Below are 21356 nucleotides of genomic sequence, written 5' to 3'. Positions count from 1 at the left end.
GCTGGGGCTGGGGGCGAGGGCTGGGCGGGGCGCGGCTGGGCGGGCTCCCGCGGTGGCGGCACGCCGGTCCGGGAGGGGCGAGGTGCTGCAAGAGGCGGCGGTTCCGGTCGGGACGGGCGGCGCTGGGCGCGGGCGGCGCGGCGGACGGGTGCGCCGGGGCGCGGCCTGACGACACGAAACGGGACTCCGCGGTGCCGGGTCCTCTGGCTCAGCTCCAGGTGCTGCCGGCCCGCCCGGCGCCGCGCCGGCCGTCGAGGGGCGGTTGCGGCGGCTCCTGGTGCATGAGCTGCTGCACGACCCGGATGAGGTCGTTGGGCTCGAAGGGCTTCGCGAGGAAGGCGTCCACACCGGCGGCGAGACCGCCGTCCACCTCCTGCTGGGTGCAGGCACTGATGATCGCCACCGGCAGGTGGACGGTTCTGGGATCCTCACGGAGCCGCGCGGCGGTCCGCAGTCCGTCGAGGCGCGGCATGACGACATCGAGCGTGACGACATCCGGGCAGACGCGGTGCACGACTTCCAGACACTCGGCACCGTCGGCCGCAGTCACGACCTCGAAGCCCTCAAGCTCGAGATTGACCCTGATCAGCTGCCGGATGACTCTGTTGTCGTCCACGACGAGCACCCGGCCGGAGACGCCTGACACAACTCGAGAGTAGGTCGCGATCCGGCCCTGCGTCCGGGTTTTCCCCACTTCCACCCCGCACGGGCGACAGCGCGCGTGTCGCCCTCCGGAAATACCTGTTCACAGGCACCGCCCCGGAGCTGGTAGGGTTCTACCCGTCGCCGCCAAGCGCGGCGAACGCCCCCGTAGCTCAGGGGATAGAGCAACGGCCTCCGGAGCCGTGTGCGCAGGTTCGAATCCTGCCGGGGGCACCCTGCATGAGGTGCCCAAAGACCCCGTCACCAGCGGAAACGCTGAGGCCGGGGTCTTCGCGTATCTGCAGCCGTGTGCCGCCCGCAGCGGCCGTATGTCGGGGTCTGTGGACGAGGCGTGGACGGGATCTTGGGACGTAAGCGCAGGTCATACCCGGTCCCCCAAGGCCCCGGACAGGTCCAGGGGCCTTGGGCGGTACCGCCTTGAGCGTGTCACTCGCACCAACAGAACCTCGACGGGGAAGTCCCTCAGCCAGTGGCTTTGGCGATGATGCGGTCCATCTCCTCCCGGCCGAAGGCTCGCAGGGTCGTGCTACGGACGTTGCCCAACGCGCCGACCTGTAGGAGTACTGCGGTGGCAGTCTCGTCGTCGGGCGCCTCCACGACAGCCACGATGTCGTACGGGCCGACGGTCCAGAAGAGGTTCAGGACCTTCACCCCGAGCTTCTGAGCCGCTGCCGTGAAGGCTTCGGCGCGTTGCGGGGTGTCCTTGTAGCCGCGGACTCCCTGGTCGGTCCAGTTCAGCAGCGCAACAAACGTCGGCATGATCCTTTACCCCTGTAAGTAGACGCAACTTGTCGTGGTCAACTCTGGGCATCATGCGCGTAATGCGCATGAGAGGCGCCTCTGAACGAGTGATGGAAGCCGGCCTTACTTCATGGCCCGGCCCGACATACACCCCGGAGCCACCGGCGCGGAATTCCTGAGGACAGGAACGCCCCTCTCGGCCAAGGCATGCCGATGCCCCCGGAACAAGTCCGGGGGCATCGGGGCTACCGTCGTCTGCGATCACTCGTACTCGCGCAACAGATCCTCAATACGCCGGTTGGCGACGTCTTGCCGTCCGTCGAGGCACTTGGCATAGCGGGTCAGCAAAACCTCCACGCTGTTGCCGGCGCGCTCGGCCACCTCGGTGGGGTCGACACCGGCGTTGAGCCATGTTACATGGCTCGAAGTGGTGGAGGTGTGCCAACGTCGTCCAGGTCGTCATGCCGCGAGGCTACCCACTGCCGTGGGGCAGAGGAGGACAGTCTGCGACGCCTCCTATGGACGGGCAAGACTCGGACGGAAGCCGTGGACCACCTGTGGACCGGCTGAGGTCTGGGCAGGAACCACACGACCTCGACCAGGCCTTACGCCGACGGACGAAGCGCCCTCCGGAGCCGTGTGCGCAGGTGCGAATGGTGCCGGGGGCCATCCAATATGCCAGCGCGATTCCCTGCTGACTTGACGAAGTGCCAAGAACGTTGGGTCGGTCCCGGCCTCACTGAGTCCGACCCTTCGTCGTTGCCCGGCGCTGGTCGGGCATGAGGGGTACTTGATGAGCGGTCACACCCGTCAAGGAATCTTGCTCTCCATCTCCAGGCCTCCGCCCCGTCCGGAAGCTGGTGCCTGGCACCCTTCCCGCGACGTCGTCCCCGACAAGCGACGAATGGGTGGCCTTGCCCGCTGGGGAGAAGGGTCGGCGCGGAGCCGCACCGAGCGCGGGCCACATGGGCCGGCCCGTAAGTCCGCGCTGTCATGGCGTTCCTTCGAGTCCGCCCTGCCCTTCCCCGACACCGGTCGCAATTTCCCCCGGCGTGAAGGTCCTCGCCGAGTCCACTTGTGTCCTTCCGGTTACGCTGCTTACCTAGGGGGAGGATAAAAGGTAGGATGGATCGCATGAGTGAGCCTACCGGCAAGTACTCGATCACCATGCCGCGCGATATCGCCGAAGCCGCCAAGGCTCGCAGCGGGCCTTCCGGGCTTTCCGCGTACGTCGCTGCGGCCGTTGCCCGGCAGATCGAGCGGGACAACCTCAACGAGCTCATCGGCGTCGCCGAAGCCGAGCACGGACCCATCTCCGACGATGAGGTCCAGGCCCTGCGCGATCAGCTCGCGGAGGCACGACGTGCGCAGACACAGGGCGGAGCCAGCGCAGCGTGAGCCGCTCCCCCGCCGTGCCGGGTGGCACCCTCGTTCTCGACAGCGAGGGGCTGGCCAAGGCCGTTCTGCGCAACCGAGCGGTCACCAGCTGGCTCGCTCTGGCCCGCGCGGACGACCTGCGCGTGATCACTTCATCGGCCACCCTTGTCGAGGTGGTCCACCCGCGCATCAACCGCCCGGCCCTTGAGTGGACCCTCTCCCGCCTGGTCGTCGAACCGGTCACCGAACCGATCGCCCGCCACGCCGCTGCCCTTCTCGCCGACGCCGGCCTGCACGGCCACAAGTACGCCATCGACGCCATGCTCGCCGCTACGGCCCTGGCCGCACCAGGACCGGTCACTGTCCTCACATCCGATCCCGAAGACCTCGCCGCCCTGTGCGGCGGACGTGTCACCGTCATCAAGGTGTGACACGCGGGTCTCCCTGGGAGCAAGGGCACGATGCGTGGGCCGACGGCCGTGCGGTCCGTCTCACGATGGGCGGTCGCCGGTTGCCCGTCCCCACTGCGGCAGCGTCGTCTGGCTGAGCTCGTGCCGCCCCGCCGGCTCTCAGCCCTCCCCCTCCCGCTGCTCCCACACCCGCGGCCAGTTGCCCGACGGGGGTGGCGGGCCCGTGATGCCCAGGTCGCGGCGCGCCAGGGCGTAGAAGTCGTCGCGGGCCTGGCTCATGTGGCGGACCGCCTTCTCCCAGCCGGCCGGGTCGTCCTTCAGGCCCCGGGCATAGAGCTCGACGTTCCACACCGCTTCGTGCCACGTGCGGGCCGCGGCGATGGTCTCGGCGTCGCCGACGAGCAGGACCGATTCCCATTCCGCCGCGCGGCGCGCCTCGGCCTCGGCGAGTTGGGGGATGCCCTCGTCCGGGGGCAGGGGGTCCACCGCGTGCTGGAAGCCCCGTGCCGCGCCTATGCGCTGGGCGAGGTTGATCTGGTGCTTCAGGGTGTTCGCGTACGCCGCGTAGGTGTCCAGGCGTTTCTGGTCCCAGCGTTCGGCCTTGGCCCGGCGCCACCGGCTCCGCTCCGTGAGGCTGGTCGCCACGTAGGAGCCGACCGCTCCCACGAGGACGCCGGCCAGGGCGGGCAACTGCTCCCACACGCCGATCCCCCCTACGGCTGGTACGTCGGGGACACAGTGGCATGTCCGCGACGTGATGTGGAAGGGGTTGTGCGGGCGTGGCGGAGCCCGGGAGTCGTATCCAGCTCCCGGGCCCCTGGGGATGCCACCCGTTGTGCACGCCAGTGGCGTTTAAGAGGACGGATCAGTCATCAGGCCGTCGTGTTCTTCCTTTGAACTACCGCACCGCGAGAGGTGCAGGCCGGAGTCGAACCAGCATCCGGCGGCGTTCGTCCGTCCTCGGTCGATCTGGCGATCGGTGGCGATGCTGAGACTGGAGCGAGAGTCTGAGATTGATCGCGGTTGCCTCTGCCATGTTGGGCCACCCCGGCCCGTGAGTGCCGGGGGAAGGACTCGAACCTTCACCTGTGCCGCGTCGTTTCAGGCTGAACGTCAGTTTCAGCTTGCGCCCATCACGCGGTCCCGGGCCTCATTCCGGGCCGCGCCTGTTGCGCACCCCCGCGCTCTCACGCGGGGGCGATCGTGGGTGCCACCTGGGGCCTCAGCCGAACAGGTAGCCGAACACCGCGTCGCCGACGCGGCGGTCCGTGACCTCCGTGCCGTTGGCCTCCTCGCGGGCGAACTTCACCGCCTGCTGGAGCTTCTCCACCCGCTCCAGCAGCTCGTTGACGCGCCGGGCCGGGAGGGCGCCCGAGAACTTCACCGTCGTCCAGTAACCGATCGGGACGTCCTCGTAGTACACCTCGACCTGCGCCGGGTGCTTGTCGGTCGCCTCCGCCTTCACGTGGTTGCGCGGGACCTTCTTCGTGCGGATCGTGCGGACCGGGTCCGTCTTCCACCAGTCCGTCGACGGGTCGAGCGACCAGGACTCGGCGGCGTCCAGCACCGGGAGCTTCTTCACGAAGGTGTGCAGGTCGGTCAGCTGCTTCTCCAGGAAGAGCAGGTAGCTCACCGGGACCTCGGCGACGATGGTCCGCCCGTCGACGACCACGTCCGCGCGGGCCGAGCAGTTGGCCCAGTCCTTCGTCGCGGTCACGTCGAACAGCCGGGTCAGCGACGCGGACATCTCCCGCAGCACGTCCTCGGCCTTGACCTGCACCCGGGTGGACTCGGGCGGAAGCTGCTCGCCCTCCTCGTCCTTCGGCTGGTACGTACGCGAGATGCCGGCCAGCAGTGCGGGCTTCTGCACGGTGTGGTGGGCCGCGGTGATGTCCTGGAACGACTTGCTCTTGACACCCTTTTCCACGGCGATGATCTGGTTGAGCTTCGCCACGAATCCCCCTTCGTATGGCAGGACGTTATCGCACTGCCGTGCGTTGCGGCCTCAGGTTTTCGTCGCCGCCGTCACCAGCAGGCCATCGCGGGACAGCCAGTTGCCCGTGAGGGTGGTGAAGGGCGCGTCGACCAGGATGCGGGCCGTGAAGGTGGAGGAGGCGGGGTCCATGGTGATCGTGGCCTCGTGGAAGTCGAGCCAGCGGCGCGTCAGCGGGTACCAGACCTTGTAGACGGTCTCCTTGGCGCTGAACAGCAGCCGGTCCCAGTTGACCTCGGGATGCCGCGCCGCCAGGGCCGCCAGGTGGGGGCGCTCCTCGGGGAGGGTCACCAGGGCCGTCACACCGTCGTCGGGGAGGGGCAGGTTGGGTTCCGCGTCGATGCCGAGGGCGGCGAGGGCGGTGCCGGGGGCGACGGCGGCCGCGCGGTAGCCGGCGCAGTGGGTCATGGACCCGATGAAGCCGGACGGCCACCCCGGGGCGCCCTTCGGGTCGGGCAGGATCGGCGCGGCCGGTGCGCCCAGTTTGGCGAGGGCCTCGCGGGCGCAGCGGCGGACCGTGGCGAACTCGCGGCGGCGGGTCTCCACCGCCCGGGCCACCAGCGCGGCCTCCTCCGGGAAGAGGGTGTCGGTGGTGTCGTCGGCGAAGGATTCCACCGCGGAGACCGAGGGCGGGAGGAGTTCTTCGATCATCGTGTGGTCCCCAGGATGCGTACCGGCAGGGTGGGAGCGGCGGAGCGGGACGTCCATTCGCGCGGGTAGCCGAGCGACACCTCGTGGTGCGGGACGCCGTCCCGCACGATCAGGCGCGGGATGTGGAGGTGGCCGTAGACGACCGCCGCCGCCCGGAACCGTACCGGCCAGTCCTCGGTGGCCTCGGTGCCGCACCACAGGGCGAACTCCGGGTAGCGCAGGACGCGGGTGGGTTCGCGCACCAGCGGGAAGTGGTTGATCAGCACGGTCGGCAGCTCCGGCGGGACCTCGGCGAGCCGGGCCTCGGTCGCCCGTACGCGGGCGCGGCACCAGGCCTGCCGGCTCGGGTACGGGTCCGGGTGCAGGTAGAACTCGTCGGTGCAGACCACGCCCGCGTCCTCGGCGAGCCGCATGGCCTCCTGGTGGGTGCGCGCGCCGGCGGGGCGGAAGGTGTAGTCGTACAGGAGGAACAGCGGGGCGATCGCGACGGGGCCGCCCTCGCCCTCCCACACCGGGTACGGGTCCTCGGGCGTGGTGACGCCCAGTTCCCGGCACAGCTCCACGAGGTGCGCGTAGCGCTGTTCGCCGCGGAGTTGCACGGGGTCACCGGGGGTGGTCCACAGCTCGTGGTTGCCGGGCGCCCACACCACGTGCGCGAACCGGTCGCGCAGCAGGCGCAGCGTCCATTCGATGTCCTCGACGGTCTCGCTGACGTCGCCGGCCACCAGCAGCCAGTCGTCGTCCGTCTGCGGCCGCAGCCCGTCGACGATCTTGCGGTTCTCGTCGTACCGTACGTGCAGGTCGCTGACCGCCAGCAGTCGGCCGCCCGCCATCAGACGGCGTCCACGGTGCGGCCGGACAGGGCGAGGGAGCCGAGGGTGGCGCGGACGATGCCGGCCACCTCCTCGGTGCGTTCGTCGAGGTAGAAGTGCCCGCCGGGCAGGGTGTGCAGCGCGGCTCCGGCGGTGGTGAGCTCCCGCCACGCGGCGGCGGACTCGACGGGGACCACCGGGTCGCTGTCGCCGACGAGCACGGTCATCGGGGTGTGCAGCGGCGGGCCGGGCTGCCAGGTGTAGGAGCGGAGCGCCCGGTAGTCGGCGCGCAGGGGTGGCATCACGATCTCCATCAGCTCGGTGTTGTCGAGGATCCCGTCGACCGTGCCGCCGAGCAGGCGGATCCTCGCGATGATCTCCTCGTCGGTGGTGAGCCGGTCGAAGCCGTTCCCGTGCGGTGTCGGTGCGGCCCGGCCGGACAGGAACAAGTGGCGCGGGCCGGTCATGCCCCGGCGCTCCAGCTCCCGGGTGATCTCGTAGGCGACGAGGGCGCCCATGCTGTGGCCGAAGAAGGCGAAGGGCCGGTCGCACAGCGGCCCCAGGGCGCCGGCCAGGGCGTCCGCCAGGCGGCCGATGTCGTCCAGCGACGGCTCGGCGCGGCGGCTGTGACGGCCCGGGTACTGGGCCACCAGGACGTCGGCGTCCGGGGCCAGCCGCAGGCTCAGCGCCCGGTGGGCGACGGCGGCGCCGCCCGCGTGCGGAAAGCAGAACAGCCGTGGTCCGCTGCCGGGTGCCGGCGCGAACCGATGGAACCAGTCACTGTCCATGTCCTCTTCCCCCGTGGTGTGTTGACGTGCCATCACCCTACAAAGAACGGTTGATCGAGTCGGTCTCCTGTGCGAAAGTTCGAGCCGTGCGCAGGTCCTTACGTGTGGAGGGCGGCTCCGAGTCACGAACTCACCGCCCTGGCCGCTTCGCAGGGATGGGGGGATTCTCGGTCATCTGGGCCGGGCAGGTGGTGTCGCTGGTCGGCAACTCCGTGCTCCGGTTCGCTTTCATCATCGAAGCCTGGTCCGCGGGTGAGCGGGCCACCGCCGTCACCATGCTCTCGCTGTGCGCGCTGCTGCCGCAGGTGCTGTTCTCCCCGGTGGCGGGCGCGCTGATCGACCGGTGCAGCAAGCGGGCCGCGCTCCAGCTGGCCGATGCCGGCGGACTCCTGGTGGTCGCCGCGCTGTGCGCGCTGCACTTCGCCGGCGGCGGGCTGCGGGCGTGGCAGGTGTACCCGGCCGTCGCGCTGCTCGGTGTGTCCGCGGCCTTCCAGTTCCCCGCGATGGCGTCGGCCGTGCCGATGCTGGTGCGCGCGGACCAGTTGCAGCGCGCCAACGGGATGCTGGCGAGCGCCAAGAGCACGGCCGAGGTCGCCGGTCCCGCGCTGGGCGGGGTCCTGGTGGCGCTGTCCGGGGTGGGCTTCATCCTCGTCGCCGACCTGGTCAGTTTCGTGCTCGCCCTGGTGGCCGTCCGGGTCGTGCGGTTCGCGGGGGACGGTGCGGGGCGCGCGCCCGCCGCGGCGCGCAAGCGGATCCTGCGGGAGGCCGGGGAGGGGCTGGCCCATCTGTTCCACAAGCCGGGCCTGCGCGATCTGATCCTGACGTTCTGCGTGGTGAACCTGGTGATGGTCTTCGGGTTCGCCGCCGTGCAGCCCATGGTGCTCGCCCGGACCGGGAACGATCCCGCGGCGCTGGCGAGCGTCAACACCGCCATCGGGATCGGCGGCGTCGCGGGCGGTCTGCTCATGGCCGCGTGGGGCGGGCCCCGCAACCGGGGGCGCGGCATGATGGCCGGGATCATCGGCATGTGCCTGTCCGCCCAGGTGGCGATGGCCCTGGCCGACGGGGTCGTCGGGTGGTGCGCCGCCATCCTGGCGGGAGCGATGATCATGCCGCTGGTCAACGGGGCCATGCAGTCGATCGTCCAGACCAAGGTGGAGCAGGAGTGGCACGGCCGGGTCTTCGGCGCTGTCATGTTCCTCTCCCAGATCTCCGTACCCCTGGCCACCGCCGTGTCCGGTCCGCTCGCCGACCGTGTCTTCGAACCGCAGGCGGCCTCCGGCAGCGGGGTGTTCGTGGTGCTCGGGCCGGTCCTCGGGGACGGCCCCGGCAGCGGCATGGCCGCGATGCTCCTCATCGCCGGGCTCTCCGGCATCGGCGTGGCCCTGTGGGGGCTCGCGCGGCGCTCCGTGCGCGACATCGACGTACTGCTGCCCGACGCGCAGCCGACGAAGGGGGAAGAGGGATGAGCGACGTTCCCACCAATCCGTTCGAGGACGAGGACGGGCTGTACCTGGTGCTCGTCAACGACGAGGGGCAGCACTCGCTGTGGCCGGACGGCATCGACGTGCCGGCCGGATGGACCGTCGCCCTCGGCGCGAGCCCCCGGCGGGACGCCGTCGCGTACGTCGAGACGCACTGGACCGACTTACGGCCGGCCGGCGTCGTCGGCGGCGCGTGACATGGCGTGTCTGGACGAGCTGTTCGCCCGGCAGGCGCGGCGCACGCCCGGTGCCGTGGCGCTCGTGCACGGCGCCGACCGGCTGACGTACCGGCAGCTCGACGAGGCCGCCGGCCGGTTCGCGGGGGCGCTGGCCGTCCGCGGGGTGGCGCGGGGCGGGCGGGTGGGCGTATACCTGGAGCGGTCCGCCGCGATGGTGGTCGCCCTGCTGGGCACGCTGCGGGCGGGCGCCGCGTACGTGATGCTCGACCCCGACTTCCCGGCGGTGCGGCTGCGCGCGATGGCCGCCGACGCGGGGGTGCGGCTGGTCGTCGACGGGGCGGGGGCGCGCTGGGAGCACGGCGCGCGCATCGACGTGGCGGCGGGCGGTGCGTCCGCCGTACGCGGGGCCGCGCGGGGCCCGGACACGGGCGGCGGGGAGCCGCGGCGCGCGGACCGGGACGCGGCGTGCGTGATGTTCACCTCCGGGTCCACCGGGCGGCCCAAGGGGATCGTCGCCTCCCACCACGCCGTCACCGCCACCCTGACGGGCCAGGACTTCGCCTCCTTCGGTCCCGGGGCGGTGTGGTTGCAGGCCGCGCCCGTGTCGTGGGACGCGTTCGCGCTGGAGCTGTGGGGGCCGCTGCTGAACGGCGGGACCTGCGTCCTGCATCCGGGGCAGCGGCCCGACCCGGTGGTGGTGGGCCGTCTCGTCGCCGAGCACGGCGTCACCTCGGTGTATCTGTCCGCCGGTCTCTTCAACGTGGTCGTGGACGAGTATCCGCGGGCGCTGGACGGTGTGCGCGAGGTCCTCGTCGGCGGGGAGGCCCTGTCGGCCGGACACGTGGCGCGGGCGCTGGAGCGGTGGCCCGGGCTGCGGCTGAGCAACGGGTACGGGCCGGTGGAGGGGATGGTGTTCCTCACCACGCACCGGATCACCGCCGCCGACGTGCGGGACGGTGCCGCGGGCGTGCCCATCGGGCGGCCGCTGCACGGCAAGCGGGTGTACGTCCTCGACGCGCGGCTGCGGCCCGTCCCGGACGGCACGGTCGGGGAGCTGTACGCCGCGGGGGCCGGGCTGGCGCTCGGCTACGCGGGCGGGCCGGGGGCGAGCGCGGAGCGGTTCACCGCCGACCCGTACGGTCCGGCGGGCACCCGCATGTACCGCACCGGCGACCTGGTGCGGCGCCGCGCGGACGGGGTGCTCGAATTCGTGGGCCGCGCGGACGCCCAGGTCAAGATCCGGGGCTTCCGGGTGGAGCCGGGCGAGGTCGAGGCCGTCCTGGGGCGCCGCCCGGGCGTGGGGCGGGTCGCCGTCGTCGCCCGCGAGGACGCCACCGGTGAGCGGCAGCTCGTCGCGTACGTCGTCGGGCGCCGGGGGGACGACGGCGCCCACGACACGGAGGCGCGGGCGGAAACGAGGACGGGGGCCGGGACGGAAGCCGGGAGGGAAGCCGGGACGGAGGCGGCCGCGCGGACACGGACGGCGGTCGCGGCGGAGTTACGGGAGTACGCCGCGAGCGTGCTGCCCCGCCATCTGGTGCCGGACGCGGTCGTGGTGCTCGACGCGTTGCCGCTGACGCCGAACGGCAAGCTGGACCGGGCGGCGCTGCCCGCGCCGGAGGGGCCCGCGGGCGGCGGTCGCCGGCCGGGCGACGAGCGCGAGCAGGCGCTGTGCGCGCTCTTCGCCGACGTGCTGGGCGTCCCGTCCGTCGGCGCCGACGACGACTTCTTCGCGCTGGGCGGCCATTCGCTGCTGGTCGCGCGCCTGCTGGGCCGTATCCACGCGGTGCTGGGCGCCGAGGTCGGCGTACGGACCCTGTTCGAGGCGCCGACCCCGGCGAAGCTGGCGTCCCGGCTGACATCGGTGGCCGTACCGGCCGGGGAGGCCCCGGACACGGGCTCGGATGCAGGTTCGGGCTCGGGTGCGGGTTCGGGTTCGGGCTCGGGTGCGGGTTCGGGTTCGGGCTCGGGTGCGGGTTCGGGTTCGGGCTCGGGTGCGGGTTCGGGTTCGGGCTCGGGTTCGGGCTCGGGTGCGGGTCCTGCGCGCGCGGGTGACGGGGAGAGCGGTCCGGCCGTGTCGGACGCCCAGCGCAGGCTGTGGTTCCTGGACCAGCTCGACGCGGGCGTCGCGTACACCATGCCCATGCTGGCCCGGCTGCGCGGCCCCGTGGACGCCGGCGCGCTGGAGGCCGCGCTCGGCGTGGTCGTGGCGCGGCACGAGGCCCTGCGGACGGTGTTCGACGCGGTGGACGGCGAGCCGGTGCCGCGGGTGCTGACCGGGGACGCGGCGCGGCCGCGGTTCACGCACCGGGTCGTGCCGGGCGAGGAGCTGGAGGCGCGGATCGGCGAGGCGGCCCGGTACCGGTTCGACCTCGGCACCGAACTTCCCGTGCACGCCGTGCTGTTCACCGTGCGGGAGCGCCCGGACGAGCACGCCCTGCTGCTGGTGATGCACCACATCGCCGCCGACGGCTGGTCGCTGCCGCCGCTGTTCCGCGACCTGTCGCGGGCGTACGCGGGCAAGGCGCTGCCCCCGCTCCCGGTCGGGTACGCCGAGCACGCGCGGCGCCGGCGGGAGCGGGCGGGCGGCCTGCCGGACGGCGGGCTCGCCCACTGGCGCAAGGCGCTGGACGGGGTGAGGGCGCCGGAACTTCCCTGGCGCGCGGACGACTCCGGGCGGGCGGACGCCGGCACGGTGGTGCGGGCCCTGGACGCGGGGGCGCACGAGCGGCTGGTCGCGCTGGGCCGGGAACACGGGGCGACGCTCTTCATGGTGCTGCACGCGGCGCTGGCCGCCGTCCTCGCCCGCGCCGGGGCGGGGGACGACACGGCGGTCGCCGCGCCGGTCGCGGGGCGCGGGACCGACGGGACCGTGGACGACGTGGTCGGCTTCTTCGTCAACCTGCTGGTGCTGCGGGCCGACGCCTCCGGCGACCCGACGCTGCGGGAGCTGCTGGTGCGCGTACGGGACACCGACCTGTCGGCGCTCGCGCACCAGGACGTGCCGTTCGAGGAGGTCGTCGACGCTCTCAACCCGGTGCGGCGGCCGGGGCGGCAGCCGTTCACGGACGTGGTGCTGGCCCTGCAGAACAACGCCCGCGCGGAGGTGGACCTGCCGGGGGTGGACGCCTCCGTCGAGGTGGTCCGCACGGGATCGGCGCGCTTCGGGCTCCTGGTCGACGTGACCGACCACTACGCGTCGTCCGGTGCGCCCGAGGGGCTGGCGATCACCCTCGAGTACCGCGCGGCCGCGCTGGGCCGGGAGACGGCGGAGTGGCTCGCCGACGCGTTCGTCCGCATGCTGCGGAGCGCGGCCGCGGACCCGGACGTCCGGGTCTCGGAGCCGGGGCTGCCCGCCCTGCCCCGGCGGGCCGGGGCGGCGACCGCGGCGGAGGGCGTCCCCGACGTGCGGGGCGCGAGCCCGGACAGCGGGACCGTGCGGCGGATCGCGTCCGTGTGGCGGGACGTCCTCGGGGTGGCGGAGGTCGGGCTCCACGACGACTTCTTCGCCCTGGGGGGCAACTCCCTGCGGGCGGTGCGTGTCGCCGCGCGGCTGACCGGCGACGGGGCGGGCGGCGCCGTCACCGCGGCGCAGATCTTCCAGGCGCCGACCGTGGCCGCGCTCGCCGCCGCCCTGGAGGCGGCCGCCCCCGCGGACGGCCCGGCACCGATCCCCCGGCGGCCGCGGGTGCCCCGGCAGCGGCAGGAGGAGCCGTGGACCTGAGCGTGATGTTCTTCGGCGCGGACGCGGCGGGCGCGGCGGCGTCGCCCGCGGGCGGCGATTCCGCTGCGGGCGGCGGAGGTTCCGGCAGTGGCGGCCGCACGGCAGGTGCCGGCGCGGGCACCGGCACAGGCGCGGGCTTGAACGGAGCCCCGGGCGCGGGCGCCGCAGCGGGCGCGCGCACGAAGGCAGGGCTGGGCGCAGGCCCCAGCGCCGGCACCGGCACCAGCACCGGCGCGGGCACGAACAGCAGCACGCGGACACGCACGGCCGACGGCTCCTCCCCCGTGGCCCGCTCCGGCGGCGGATTCGGGGGGCACGCGGGGGCGTACGAGGACATCCTCGCCGTCGCGCGTGCCGCCGACCGGCTCGGGTTCCACGCCGTGTGGACGCCCGAGCGGCACTTCCAGCAGGTGGGGCAGGTGTTCCCGAGCCCGCCGGTGCTCAGTGCCGCGCTGGCCGTCGCGACCGAGCGGATCGCGATCCGGGCCGGGAGCGTCGTCCTGCCGCTGCACCATCCGCTGCGGGTCGCCGAGGACTGGGCGGTCGTGGACAACCTGTCGCACGGCCGCGTCGGGCTGTCCGTCGCCACCGGCTGGCACTCCGCCGACTTCGCCGTCTCCCCCGGCGCGTACGCCGACCGCCGGGCGCGCATGCTGCGCGACGTGCCGGTGCTGCGCCGGCTGTGGGCGGGTGAGGCGGTGGAGTACGCGGACGGCACCGGGCAGCCGGTGGCGGTGCGGCCCATGCCCCGGCCCGTGCAGCCGGTGCTGCCGCTGTGGCTGACCACCTCCGGCAGCCCGGAGACGTGGGAGGCCGCCGGGCGGCTGCGCGCCGGGGTGCTCGCCGCCACCGTCGGGCAGAGCCGCGAGGAGCTCGCCGGGAAGATCGCCCGGTACCGTGCCGCCTGCGCCGCGGCACCCGAGCAGGGGGGCACCGGGCCGCACGGCCGGGTCACGCTCATGGCGCACACCTTCGTCGGCGAGGACGACGAGCACGCGCGGCGCCTGGTGGCCGGGCCCCTGAAGGCGTACCTGCGCTCGTACGTGCGCCAGACCTCCGCCAACCGGTCCGCCGACGACCGCACCGCCGCGCTGACCGGCGAACAGACCGCGATGCTCGCCGAGTTCGCGTACCGCCGCTACCTCACCTGGGGGTCGCTGCTCGGTTCGGCGGAGACCTGCCGCACCATGCTCGCCGACCTGCGCGACCTCGGCGCCGACGAGGTGGCCTGCTTCATCGACTTCGGCCTCGGCCGCGACGACGTACTGGCCGGGCTGCACCGGCTGGCCGCACTCCGGGAGGGCCTCTGATGGCCGGTTTGTCGCCCGCCGACCGGTTCGGCGCGCTCAGCTCCGAGCAGCGCGTACGGTTCATGCGCCGCCTGGTGGAGGCGGGCCGGGCGGGGAGCGTGCCCGCCGTCGTACCCGTCCGGGACACCGACGGGCCGGTGCGGCTCGGTCCCGCGCAGGAGGACCTGTGGGTGTACGACTCGCTGTATCCGGGGACGCCCGCGCTGAACCTCTGCTCGGCCTACCACTTCGAGGGGCCCGTGGATCCGGGGCACCTGGCGGCGGCGCTGACCGTCGTGCAGGAGCACCACGACATCCTGCGGGCCCGGATCCGCGGGCGGGCCGGGGACCTGTGGCTGGACTTCCCGGACGAGGGGCCGTTCGCGCTGGAGCGGGAGGACCTGCGGGGGACGGGCCGCGGTGTGGCGGAGGCGTTCGAGGCGTTCCGGCGGCGGCCGTTCGACCTGGCGCGGGACCGGCTGGTGCGGGCCCGGTTCGTCACGGTGGACGAGGAGCGCTCGACGCTGATGCTGAGCCTGCACCACATCATCACCGACTGGTGGTCCTTCGACGTGCTGCAGAGCGAGTTCGCCGAGGCGTACCGGGCGGTGCGGGACGGCGTCGCGCCCCGGACGGCGCGGCCGCGGGTGCAGTACGCGGACTTCGCCGCCTGGCAGGGCGAGCTGGAGGCCGCCGGTGTCTTCGAGGCGCGGCTGGACTTCTGGCGGCGGTACCTCGGCCGGCCGCCGGGGCCGCTGACCGTGCCCGGGGCCCCGTCGGCGGAGCCGGGGATCGCGCAGGTGCCGTTCCTGGTCGACCCGGCGACGGCGCGGGCGGTGCGGGCGCTGGCCCGGGAGCGGGGCGCCTCGGTGTACGTGGTGCTGATGGCCGCCTTCGCGGTGCTCGCGCACCGGTTGTCCGGCGCCGGGGACCTGGTGCTCGGCACACCGACCGCGAACCGGGCCGCCAAGGGCCTGGAGCGGGTCATCGGGTACGTGATGAACGCGGTGCCGACGCGGTGGCGGATCCGGCCCGAGGAGTCGTTCGGGCAGGTGCTCGGGCGGTTCGTGGCCGACTTCCCGGACGTGATGGCGAACGCCGACGTGCCCGTGGGGCGGATCGTCTCGGCGGCGGCGCCGGAGCGCAGCGCGGGGCGGTCACCGCTGTTCCAGTGGGTGTTCATGCACCTGGCGCAGCAGCGCAGTGTGCGGGCGCTGCGGGATTTCGCCGTGCCGGAGCGGATCCACACCGGCGGTGAGCACGACCTGGTCGGGATCGTCCGGGACGCCGAGGACCCCGACGGGGGCATGACCGGCAGTTTCGAGGTGCGCACCGAGCTGTTCGCGCCCGCGGCCGTGGCGCGCTGGGCCGAGGCGTACGTGGAGCTGCTGCGGCGCGTCACGGCGGACCCGGACGCTCCGGTGGGCGGCCACGACCTGGTGCCGGCGGGCGAGCGGGCGCGGCTGCTGGCCGCGTCGGCGGGGCCCGCGGGGCCGGAGCCGGCCGCCCTGCCGGACCTGGTGGCGCGGTGGGCGGCCCGGACACCCGGTGCGCCGGCGCTGGCCGGTGCCGGTTCTCCCGCGCTGTCGTACGCGGAGCTCGCGGACCGGGTGGACCGGCTGGCCGGGCTGCTCGCGGCGCGCGGTGCCGGTCCCGGGCAGGTGGTGGCGGTGGCGCTCGGGCGGTCCCCCGACGCGGTGGTGGCGGCGCTGGCGGTGCAGCGGGCGGGCGCCGCGCACCTGCCGGTCGACCCGGACCATCCGGCCGAGCGCGTCGCGTACGTGCTGGGGGACGCGGCGCCGGTGCTGGTGGTGACCGCTCCCGGCGGGGCGCGGCTGCCGGGCGACGTGCCGCGGCTGGTGCTGGACGGGTCCGCGTACGCCCATGAGCCCCTCGCGGCGCGCCGGCCGGCGCGGCCGGACGACACCGCGTACGTCATCCATACGTCCGGGACCACCGGCCGGCCCAAGGGGGTCGTGGTCCCGCACCGCGGGATCGCGGCACTCGGGCACAGCCTGGCGGAGCGGTTCGGGCTCGGCCCGTCCGACCGGGTGCTGCACCTGGGGTCGCCGGCCTTCGACATCTCGGTCGGCGAGGCGGCGATGGCGTTCGCGGCCGGTGCCACGCTGGTCGTCGCGCCGCCCGTGCCGCTGGCGGGCGCCGCGCTCGGGGACGTCCTGGCCGCGGAGCGCGTCACGTGCACGCTGCTGCCGCCGTCGGTGCTGGCCACCGTGCCGGAGGGTGATTTCCCGGACCTGCGGGTGGTCGCGGTGGGCGCGGAGGCGTGCCCGCCGGAGCTGGTGGCGCGCTGGGCGGTGCGGGGGCGGCGGTTCCACAACGCCTACGGGCCGACGGAGTCGACGGTCGCGACCACCGCGTCGGGGCCGCTCGCGCCGGACGGCGCCGGTGCGCCGGGAGCCGGTTCCGCCGGGGTGACGACGATCGGCACGCCGGTGGCCGGCACGCGGGCGTACGTCCTGGACGCGCGGTTGCGGCCGGTGCCGGCCGGGGTGCGCGGCGAGCTGTACCTGGCGGGCGACGGGCTCGCGCTGGGCTACCTGAACCGGCCCGGGGCGACGGCCGGGCGGTTCGTCGCCGACCCGTACGGGCCGCCGGGCGCCCGCATGTACCGCACCGGCGATCTGGCGCGGTGGCGGGAGGACGGGTCGCTGGACTTCCTGGGCCGCGCGGACGACCAGGTGCAGGTGCGCGGCTTCCGGGTGGAGCCGGGGGAGGTGGCCGCGGTCCTGGCCGGGCATCCCCGTGTCCGGCAGGCGGTGGTGGTCGTACGGGGCGGCCGGCTGCTCGGGTACGTCGTGCTGGAGGGCCCGGCGGACGCCGGGGAGCTGATCGCGCACGCGGCGCGGCGGCTGCCCGCGCACATGGTGCCCTCCGACATGGTGGTGCTGGACGCGCTGCCGCTGGGCCCCGGCGGCAAGGTGGACCGGGCGGCCCTGCCCGACCCCGCGGGTGCGGCTCCCGGCTCGGGCCGGGCGCCGGCGAGCGGGCGGGAGGAGGTGCTGTGCGGGTTGTTCGCCGACGTCCTGGGGGTCGCGCCGGTCGGTGCGGACGACGACTTCTTCCGGCGCGGCGGCGACAGCATCATGGCGATCCAGCTGGCCGGGCGGGCACTGACCGAGGCGGGGCTGTCGCTGACGCCGCGGGACGTGTTCACGGCGCGGACGCCCGCGGGGCTGGCGCGGGTGGCGTCGGCCGTGGCACCGGAGGCAGCAGGTGCCGCGGCGGCCGGCGCCGGGGCGTCCGGTGCCGGGGCGGACTCGGGGTGCCTGCCGCTCACGCCGATCATGCACTGGTGGCGCGAACAGGGCGGCGATCCGGCGGCGTTCACGCAGTCGATGGCGTTCCCCGTCCCGGACGGGACGCCGTTCGAGCGGGTGACGGCGGCCGTGCAGGGGCTGGTGGACCGGCACGGCGCGCTGCGGATGCGGCTCACCGGCGACGAGCTGGAGGTCCGGCCCGCCGGGGACGTGGTGGCGGAGGTGCTGCGCTCCGCGCCGGCGGATCCGCGGCTCGACCCGTCGCGGGGCGGGATGCTGCGGGCGGTCCTGGAGGACGGGCGGCTGCTGGTGACCGTGCACCACCTCGCCGTGGACGGGGTGTCCTGGCGGGTGCTGGGGCCGGAGCTGGCGGCCGCGCTGGCGGGCGGGCCCGTACCGGCGCCCGGCGGCACGCCGTTTCGCCGGTGGGCCGGGCTGCTGCGGCAGGAGGCGGCGCGGCCGGAGCGCGTGGACGCCGAACCCGCGTGGTGGGAGCGGGCGCTGGCCGGCCCGGACGCGCGGGTCGCGGGCGGGCGCGGGGCCGGGGCGGAGCGCCGCACGGTCACCGTCACGCTGCCCGCGGAGGTGACGGAGGCGGTGCTCGGCACCGTTCCGGCGGCGTTCCACTGCGGTACGGACGCGGTGCTGCTCACCGCGCTGACCGCGGCGGTGGAGCGGTGGCGGGGAGCGGGCTCCGGTCTGCTGGTGCATCTGGAGGGCCACGGGCGGGAGTTCCTCGCCCGGGACGTGGACGTGTCCCGGACCGTCGGCTGGTTCACCACGCAGTACCCGGTCCGGCTGGACGCCGGGCAGGCGGGCGGTGACGCCTTCTGGGAGCCGTCCGCCGCGGCGCCGGGCGAGGCGCTCAAGCGGGTCAAGGAGCAGCTGCGGGCGGTGCCGGACGGGGGCCTCGGGTGGGGTCTGCTGCGGTACCTGAACCCGGACACGGCCCCGAAGCTGGCCGCGCTGCCCGTGCCCGACGTGCGCTTCAACTATCTGGGGCGGCTGGCCGCCGGTGACGCCGGGGGCGGCGAGCTCCTCGGCGCGGCGGCGGGCGCGGTGCCGCTGGGGCACGCGCTGGAGATCGACGCGGTGGTGGGGGACGAGGGCCTGGTGGCCGGGTGGTCGTACGCCGGGGGCGTACTGGACGAGGAGCGGGTGCGGCGGCTCGCGGAGCTGTGGCGGGCGGCCGTCGGGGTGCTGGTCGCGCACACCGGGCACGAGGGCGCGGGCGGCCACACCGCGTCGGACTTCGACCTGGTGGACCTGTCGCAGGAGCAGCTGGCGATGCTGGAGGGCGACTGGTGAGCGGGGCACCCCGCACCGCCTCGGGGGCCGCGCCGGCGGCACCGGGGGGCGGCCGCATCGCGGACGTGCTGCCGCTGGCGCCCGCGCAGGAGGGCCTGTACTTCCACGCGGTGCGCGACGGCGCGGAGGGGGCGGATCCGTACGTCGTGCAGGCCCGCTTCCGGGTCGCGGTGCCGGCCCGGGCCGTGCGCGACGGGCTGCGGGCCCTGCTGGAGCGGCACCCGAACCTGCGGGCGTGCTTCCGGCACGAGCGGCTGGACCGGCCGGTGCAGCTCATTCCGCGCGAGGCGGCGGCCGGCTGGCGGGAGGTCGCCGCCGGTGACGTACGGGAGGTGATGGAGCAGGAGCGGGAGCGGCCCTTCGACGTCACGCGCCCGCCGCTGCTGCGGGCCGCGCTGGTGGCGGAGCGCGACCTGGTGCTGACGTTCCATCACATCCTGCTGGACGGCTGGTCGCTGCCGGTGCTGGCGCGGGACCTGGCGGCGCTGTGCACGGGCGGGGCGCTGCCGCCGCCGGTGCCGTACCGGGACTATCTGGCGTGGTTGCGGCGGCAGGACGCGGGAGCCGCCGAGGAGGCGTGGCGCAAGGCGCTGGCGGGACTGGAGCGGCCCCCGCTGCTGTCCGCGTCCGGGCCCTTCGACGCGGCCGTGCACGATCTGACCCTCTCCGCCGGCCTCGGTGCGGCGCTGGCGCGGCGGGCGGCCGACTGCGGGGTCACCGTGAACACCGTGGTGCAGGCGGCGTGGGCTCTTGTGCTGAGCCGCATGACGGGCGGGGGGCGTGACGTGGTGTTCGGGGCGGTCGTCTCGGGCCGGCCGCACGACCTCCCCGGTGTGGCGGGGATGGTGGGCCTGTTCGTCAACACCCTGCCGGTACGGGTGCGGCTGGACGGGCGGGAGCCGGTGGGCGCGCTGCTGCGCCGCCTCCAGGACGAGCAGCTGCGGCTGGCGCCGTACCACCACGTGCCGCTGGCCCGGGTCCAGCGGGCGGCGGGGGCGGGGGACCTCTTCGACACGGTGCTGGCCTTCGAGAACTATCCGCGCCCGCAGGAGGCGGACACGGCCGCCGTGCGGCTGGTGGAGGCGCACGACGCCACGCACTACCCGGTGACCGTGGCGGTCGTCGCCGGTGAGCGCATGCTGCTGCGGGTGTCCTGCCGCCGGGGCATCGCGCCCGGCGCGGTGGCGGCGCGTCTGGAGCGGGCGCTGGAGGAGCTGGCCGGCGACCCGGGCCGCCCGGTGGGCCGGCTGGACGTGCTGCCGCCGGCCGAACGGGCCGCGCTGCTCGCGGCGTCCACGGGCCCGGACCGCCCGGCCGGCGGCGCGCTGCCGGGTCCGGCGACGGTCCCGGAGCGCTTCGCGTACCAGGCGTCCCGCACCCCGGACGCGGTGGCGGTCCGCTCGGCGGACCGGGCGGTGACGTATGCGGAGCTGCGGGCCGGCGCCGCCGCCCTGGCGGCCCGTCTGACCGCCGCGGGCGTGCGGCGGGGCGACACGGTGGCCCTGCTGCTCCCGCGCTCGGTGCCGCTGGTGGCCGCCCAGCTGGCGGTGCTGACGGCCGGGGCGGCGTACCTCCCCCTGGACCCGGCGCAGCCGGTCGCGCACCTGTCCCGCCTGATCGGCGCGGCGGGCGTGCGGTTCGCCGTGACGGCGGAGGCGGCCGCGTGGCTGCCGCCGGGCGTGACACGGCTCCCGCTGGAGGCCCGCGAAACGCCGCCCCACGGCGCGACGGGCCGCTCCCCCGGGGCGGTCCCCCCGGGGCCCCCGGCGGACGCGGAGCACCGCGGCGTCGCGAGCACCCCCGCCCCGGCGACGGACCCCTCCGCAACCGGCCCCGGGGAGCACCACCGCACGGACACGTCCCCTCCGGTAGCGGACCCCTCCGCAACCGGCCCCGGGGAGCACCACCGCACGGACACGTCCCCTCCGGTAGCGGACCCCTCCGGAGCCGGGTTCGCCCCGGAGCGCCCCGCAGGTTGCGGCAGCACCCCCGCGGGGGCCGCCGGTGCGGACGACGCCGCGTGTGTGATGTTCACCTCCGGGTCCACCGGTGAGCCCAAGGGTGTCGTCGTCACGCACCGCGGGATCGTGGACCTCGCGGCGGACCGGCGCTTCGCGGGCGGGGCGCACCGGTGCGTGCTGTTCCATAGCGCGCACACCTTCGACGCGGCGACGTACGAGGTGTGGGTGCCGCTGCTGGGCGGCGGGACCGTCGTCGTCGCCCCGCCCGGGCGGCTCACGCCCGGGCTGCTGGAGCGGGTCCTGCGCGAGGGGGGTGTCACCGCACTGTGGCTGACAGCCGAGCTGTTCCGGCTCGTCGCGGACCTCGCGCCCGGCGCGCCGGCGGGGCTGCGGGAGGTGTGGACCGGCGGGGACCTCGTGGCGGAGGACGCGGTGCGGCGCGTGCGGGCCGCGTGCCCTGGCACCCGCGTTGTCATCGGCTACGGGCCCACCGAGACCACCGTGTTCGCCACCGCCGGGTCCGAGGGCATCGGGCGGCCCCTCGACCGCACCGGCGCGTACGTCCTCGACGCCTCGCTGCGCCCCGTCCCCGACGGCACGACGGGTGAGCTCCACGTCGCCGGACCGGGCCTCGCCCGCGGCTACCTGAACCGGCCGGGCGCGACCGCCGAGCGGTTCGTCGCCGACCCCTACGGGCC

15 protein-coding genes, 1 tRNA gene and 1 pseudogene are annotated in these 21356 nt (G+C 74.9%); 9 read left to right on the top strand and 8 right to left on the bottom strand.

Going from position 1 to position 21356, the window contains the following annotated elements:
* Positions 1-208: 208 nt before the first annotated feature.
* Complete coding sequence (locus tag IH00_RS0124390) at positions 209-694, bottom strand: response regulator (protein WP_234334941.1); 486 nt, start codon at positions 692-694, stop codon at positions 209-211.
* 110 nt (positions 695-804) lie between these two features.
* Between IH00_RS0124390 and IH00_RS0124385 the strand changes: the two genes are divergently transcribed.
* Positions 805-876: transfer RNA gene (locus IH00_RS0124385), tRNA-Arg, on the top strand.
* A 249-nt stretch (positions 877-1125) separates the two neighbouring features.
* Here IH00_RS0124385 and IH00_RS0124380 read toward each other — a convergent pair.
* Complete coding sequence (locus IH00_RS0124380) at positions 1126-1422, bottom strand: GYD domain-containing protein (protein ID WP_031077045.1); 297 nt, start codon at positions 1420-1422, stop codon at positions 1126-1128.
* A gap of 243 nt (positions 1423-1665) precedes the next feature.
* Positions 1666-1818: pseudogene (locus IH00_RS43450) on the bottom strand (site-specific integrase); the annotation flags it as partial.
* 720 nt (positions 1819-2538) lie between these two features.
* Here IH00_RS43450 and IH00_RS0124370 point away from each other — a divergent pair.
* Together IH00_RS0124370 and IH00_RS0124365 are read left to right on the top strand one after the other, a co-directional pair.
* Positions 2539-2802 carry a magnesium transporter CorA family protein gene (locus tag IH00_RS0124370; protein WP_031077044.1) on the top strand — a complete coding sequence of 88 codons (264 nt, stop codon included), beginning with the start codon at positions 2539-2541 and terminating at the stop codon, positions 2800-2802.
* Positions 2799-3212, top strand: a complete 414-nt coding sequence (locus IH00_RS0124365; protein ID WP_031077043.1) for a PIN domain-containing protein — start codon at positions 2799-2801, stop codon at positions 3210-3212. The genes IH00_RS0124370 and IH00_RS0124365 overlap by 4 nt, the downstream gene beginning before the upstream one ends.
* Before the next feature lie 138 nt (positions 3213-3350).
* On the opposite strand, the gene IH00_RS0124360 is transcribed toward IH00_RS0124365, so the two are convergent.
* The 5 genes from IH00_RS0124360 to IH00_RS37660 all read right to left on the bottom strand — a co-directional run bounded on the left by IH00_RS0124360 (position 3351) and on the right by IH00_RS37660 (position 7435).
* Complete coding sequence (locus IH00_RS0124360; RefSeq protein ID WP_039947364.1) at positions 3351-3893, bottom strand: hypothetical protein; 543 nt, start codon at positions 3891-3893, stop codon at positions 3351-3353.
* 520 nt (positions 3894-4413) lie between these two features.
* Positions 4414-5145, bottom strand: coding sequence for a DUF7873 family protein (locus tag IH00_RS0124355; RefSeq protein ID WP_031077041.1), 732 nt, complete (start codon positions 5143-5145; stop codon positions 4414-4416).
* A 51-nt stretch (positions 5146-5196) separates the two neighbouring features.
* The gene (locus IH00_RS0124350; RefSeq protein WP_031077039.1) at positions 5197-5835 is read right to left on the bottom strand and encodes a 4'-phosphopantetheinyl transferase family protein; all 639 of its coding nucleotides are present in this window, start codon (positions 5833-5835) and stop codon (positions 5197-5199) included.
* Complete coding sequence (locus tag IH00_RS0124345) at positions 5832-6668, bottom strand: metallophosphoesterase family protein (RefSeq protein WP_039947363.1); 837 nt, start codon at positions 6666-6668, stop codon at positions 5832-5834. The genes IH00_RS0124350 and IH00_RS0124345 overlap by 4 nt, the downstream gene beginning before the upstream one ends.
* A complete protein-coding gene (locus IH00_RS37660) occupies positions 6668-7435 on the bottom strand; it encodes a thioesterase II family protein (protein WP_039947362.1) in 768 nt (255 codons plus the stop codon). The genes IH00_RS0124345 and IH00_RS37660 overlap by 1 nt, the downstream gene beginning before the upstream one ends.
* 155 nt (positions 7436-7590) lie before the next feature.
* Here IH00_RS37660 and IH00_RS0124340 point away from each other — a divergent pair, with 155 nt between their 5' ends.
* The 6 genes from IH00_RS0124340 to IH00_RS39035 form a co-directional block, all read left to right on the top strand.
* Positions 7591-8904 carry an MFS transporter gene (locus IH00_RS0124340; RefSeq protein WP_031077037.1) on the top strand — a complete coding sequence of 438 codons (1314 nt, stop codon included), beginning with the start codon at positions 7591-7593 and terminating at the stop codon, positions 8902-8904.
* Entirely contained in the window at positions 8901-9116 is a 216-nt protein-coding gene (locus IH00_RS0124335; protein ID WP_031077035.1) for an MbtH family protein, read from the top strand. The genes IH00_RS0124340 and IH00_RS0124335 overlap by 4 nt, the downstream gene beginning before the upstream one ends.
* Before the next feature lies 1 nt (position 9117).
* Entirely contained in the window at positions 9118-12822 is a 3705-nt protein-coding gene (locus tag IH00_RS37655; protein WP_039947361.1) for a non-ribosomal peptide synthetase, read from the top strand.
* Positions 12813-14132 (top strand): MupA/Atu3671 family FMN-dependent luciferase-like monooxygenase, encoded by a 1320-nt coding sequence (locus tag IH00_RS0124325; RefSeq protein ID WP_052411604.1) that lies wholly within the window; start codon positions 12813-12815, stop codon positions 14130-14132. The genes IH00_RS37655 and IH00_RS0124325 overlap by 10 nt, the downstream gene beginning before the upstream one ends.
* A complete protein-coding gene (locus IH00_RS45095; RefSeq protein ID WP_052411603.1) occupies positions 14132-18697 on the top strand; it encodes a non-ribosomal peptide synthetase in 4566 nt (1521 codons plus the stop codon). The genes IH00_RS0124325 and IH00_RS45095 overlap by 1 nt, the downstream gene beginning before the upstream one ends.
* Positions 18694-21356, top strand: a 2663-nt coding sequence (locus IH00_RS39035) for an AMP-binding protein (protein ID WP_158827920.1), incomplete at its 3' end; no start/stop codon positions are given. The genes IH00_RS45095 and IH00_RS39035, both read left to right, overlap by 4 nt.

This window comes from Streptomyces sp. NRRL S-118 (assembly GCF_000716335.1).
In the GTDB taxonomy this organism is placed as follows: domain Bacteria; phylum Actinomycetota; class Actinomycetes; order Streptomycetales; family Streptomycetaceae; genus Streptomyces.
The sequence above is the reverse complement of the archived record's forward strand: the minus strand, read 5'-3'. Positions and strand labels throughout refer to the sequence as shown.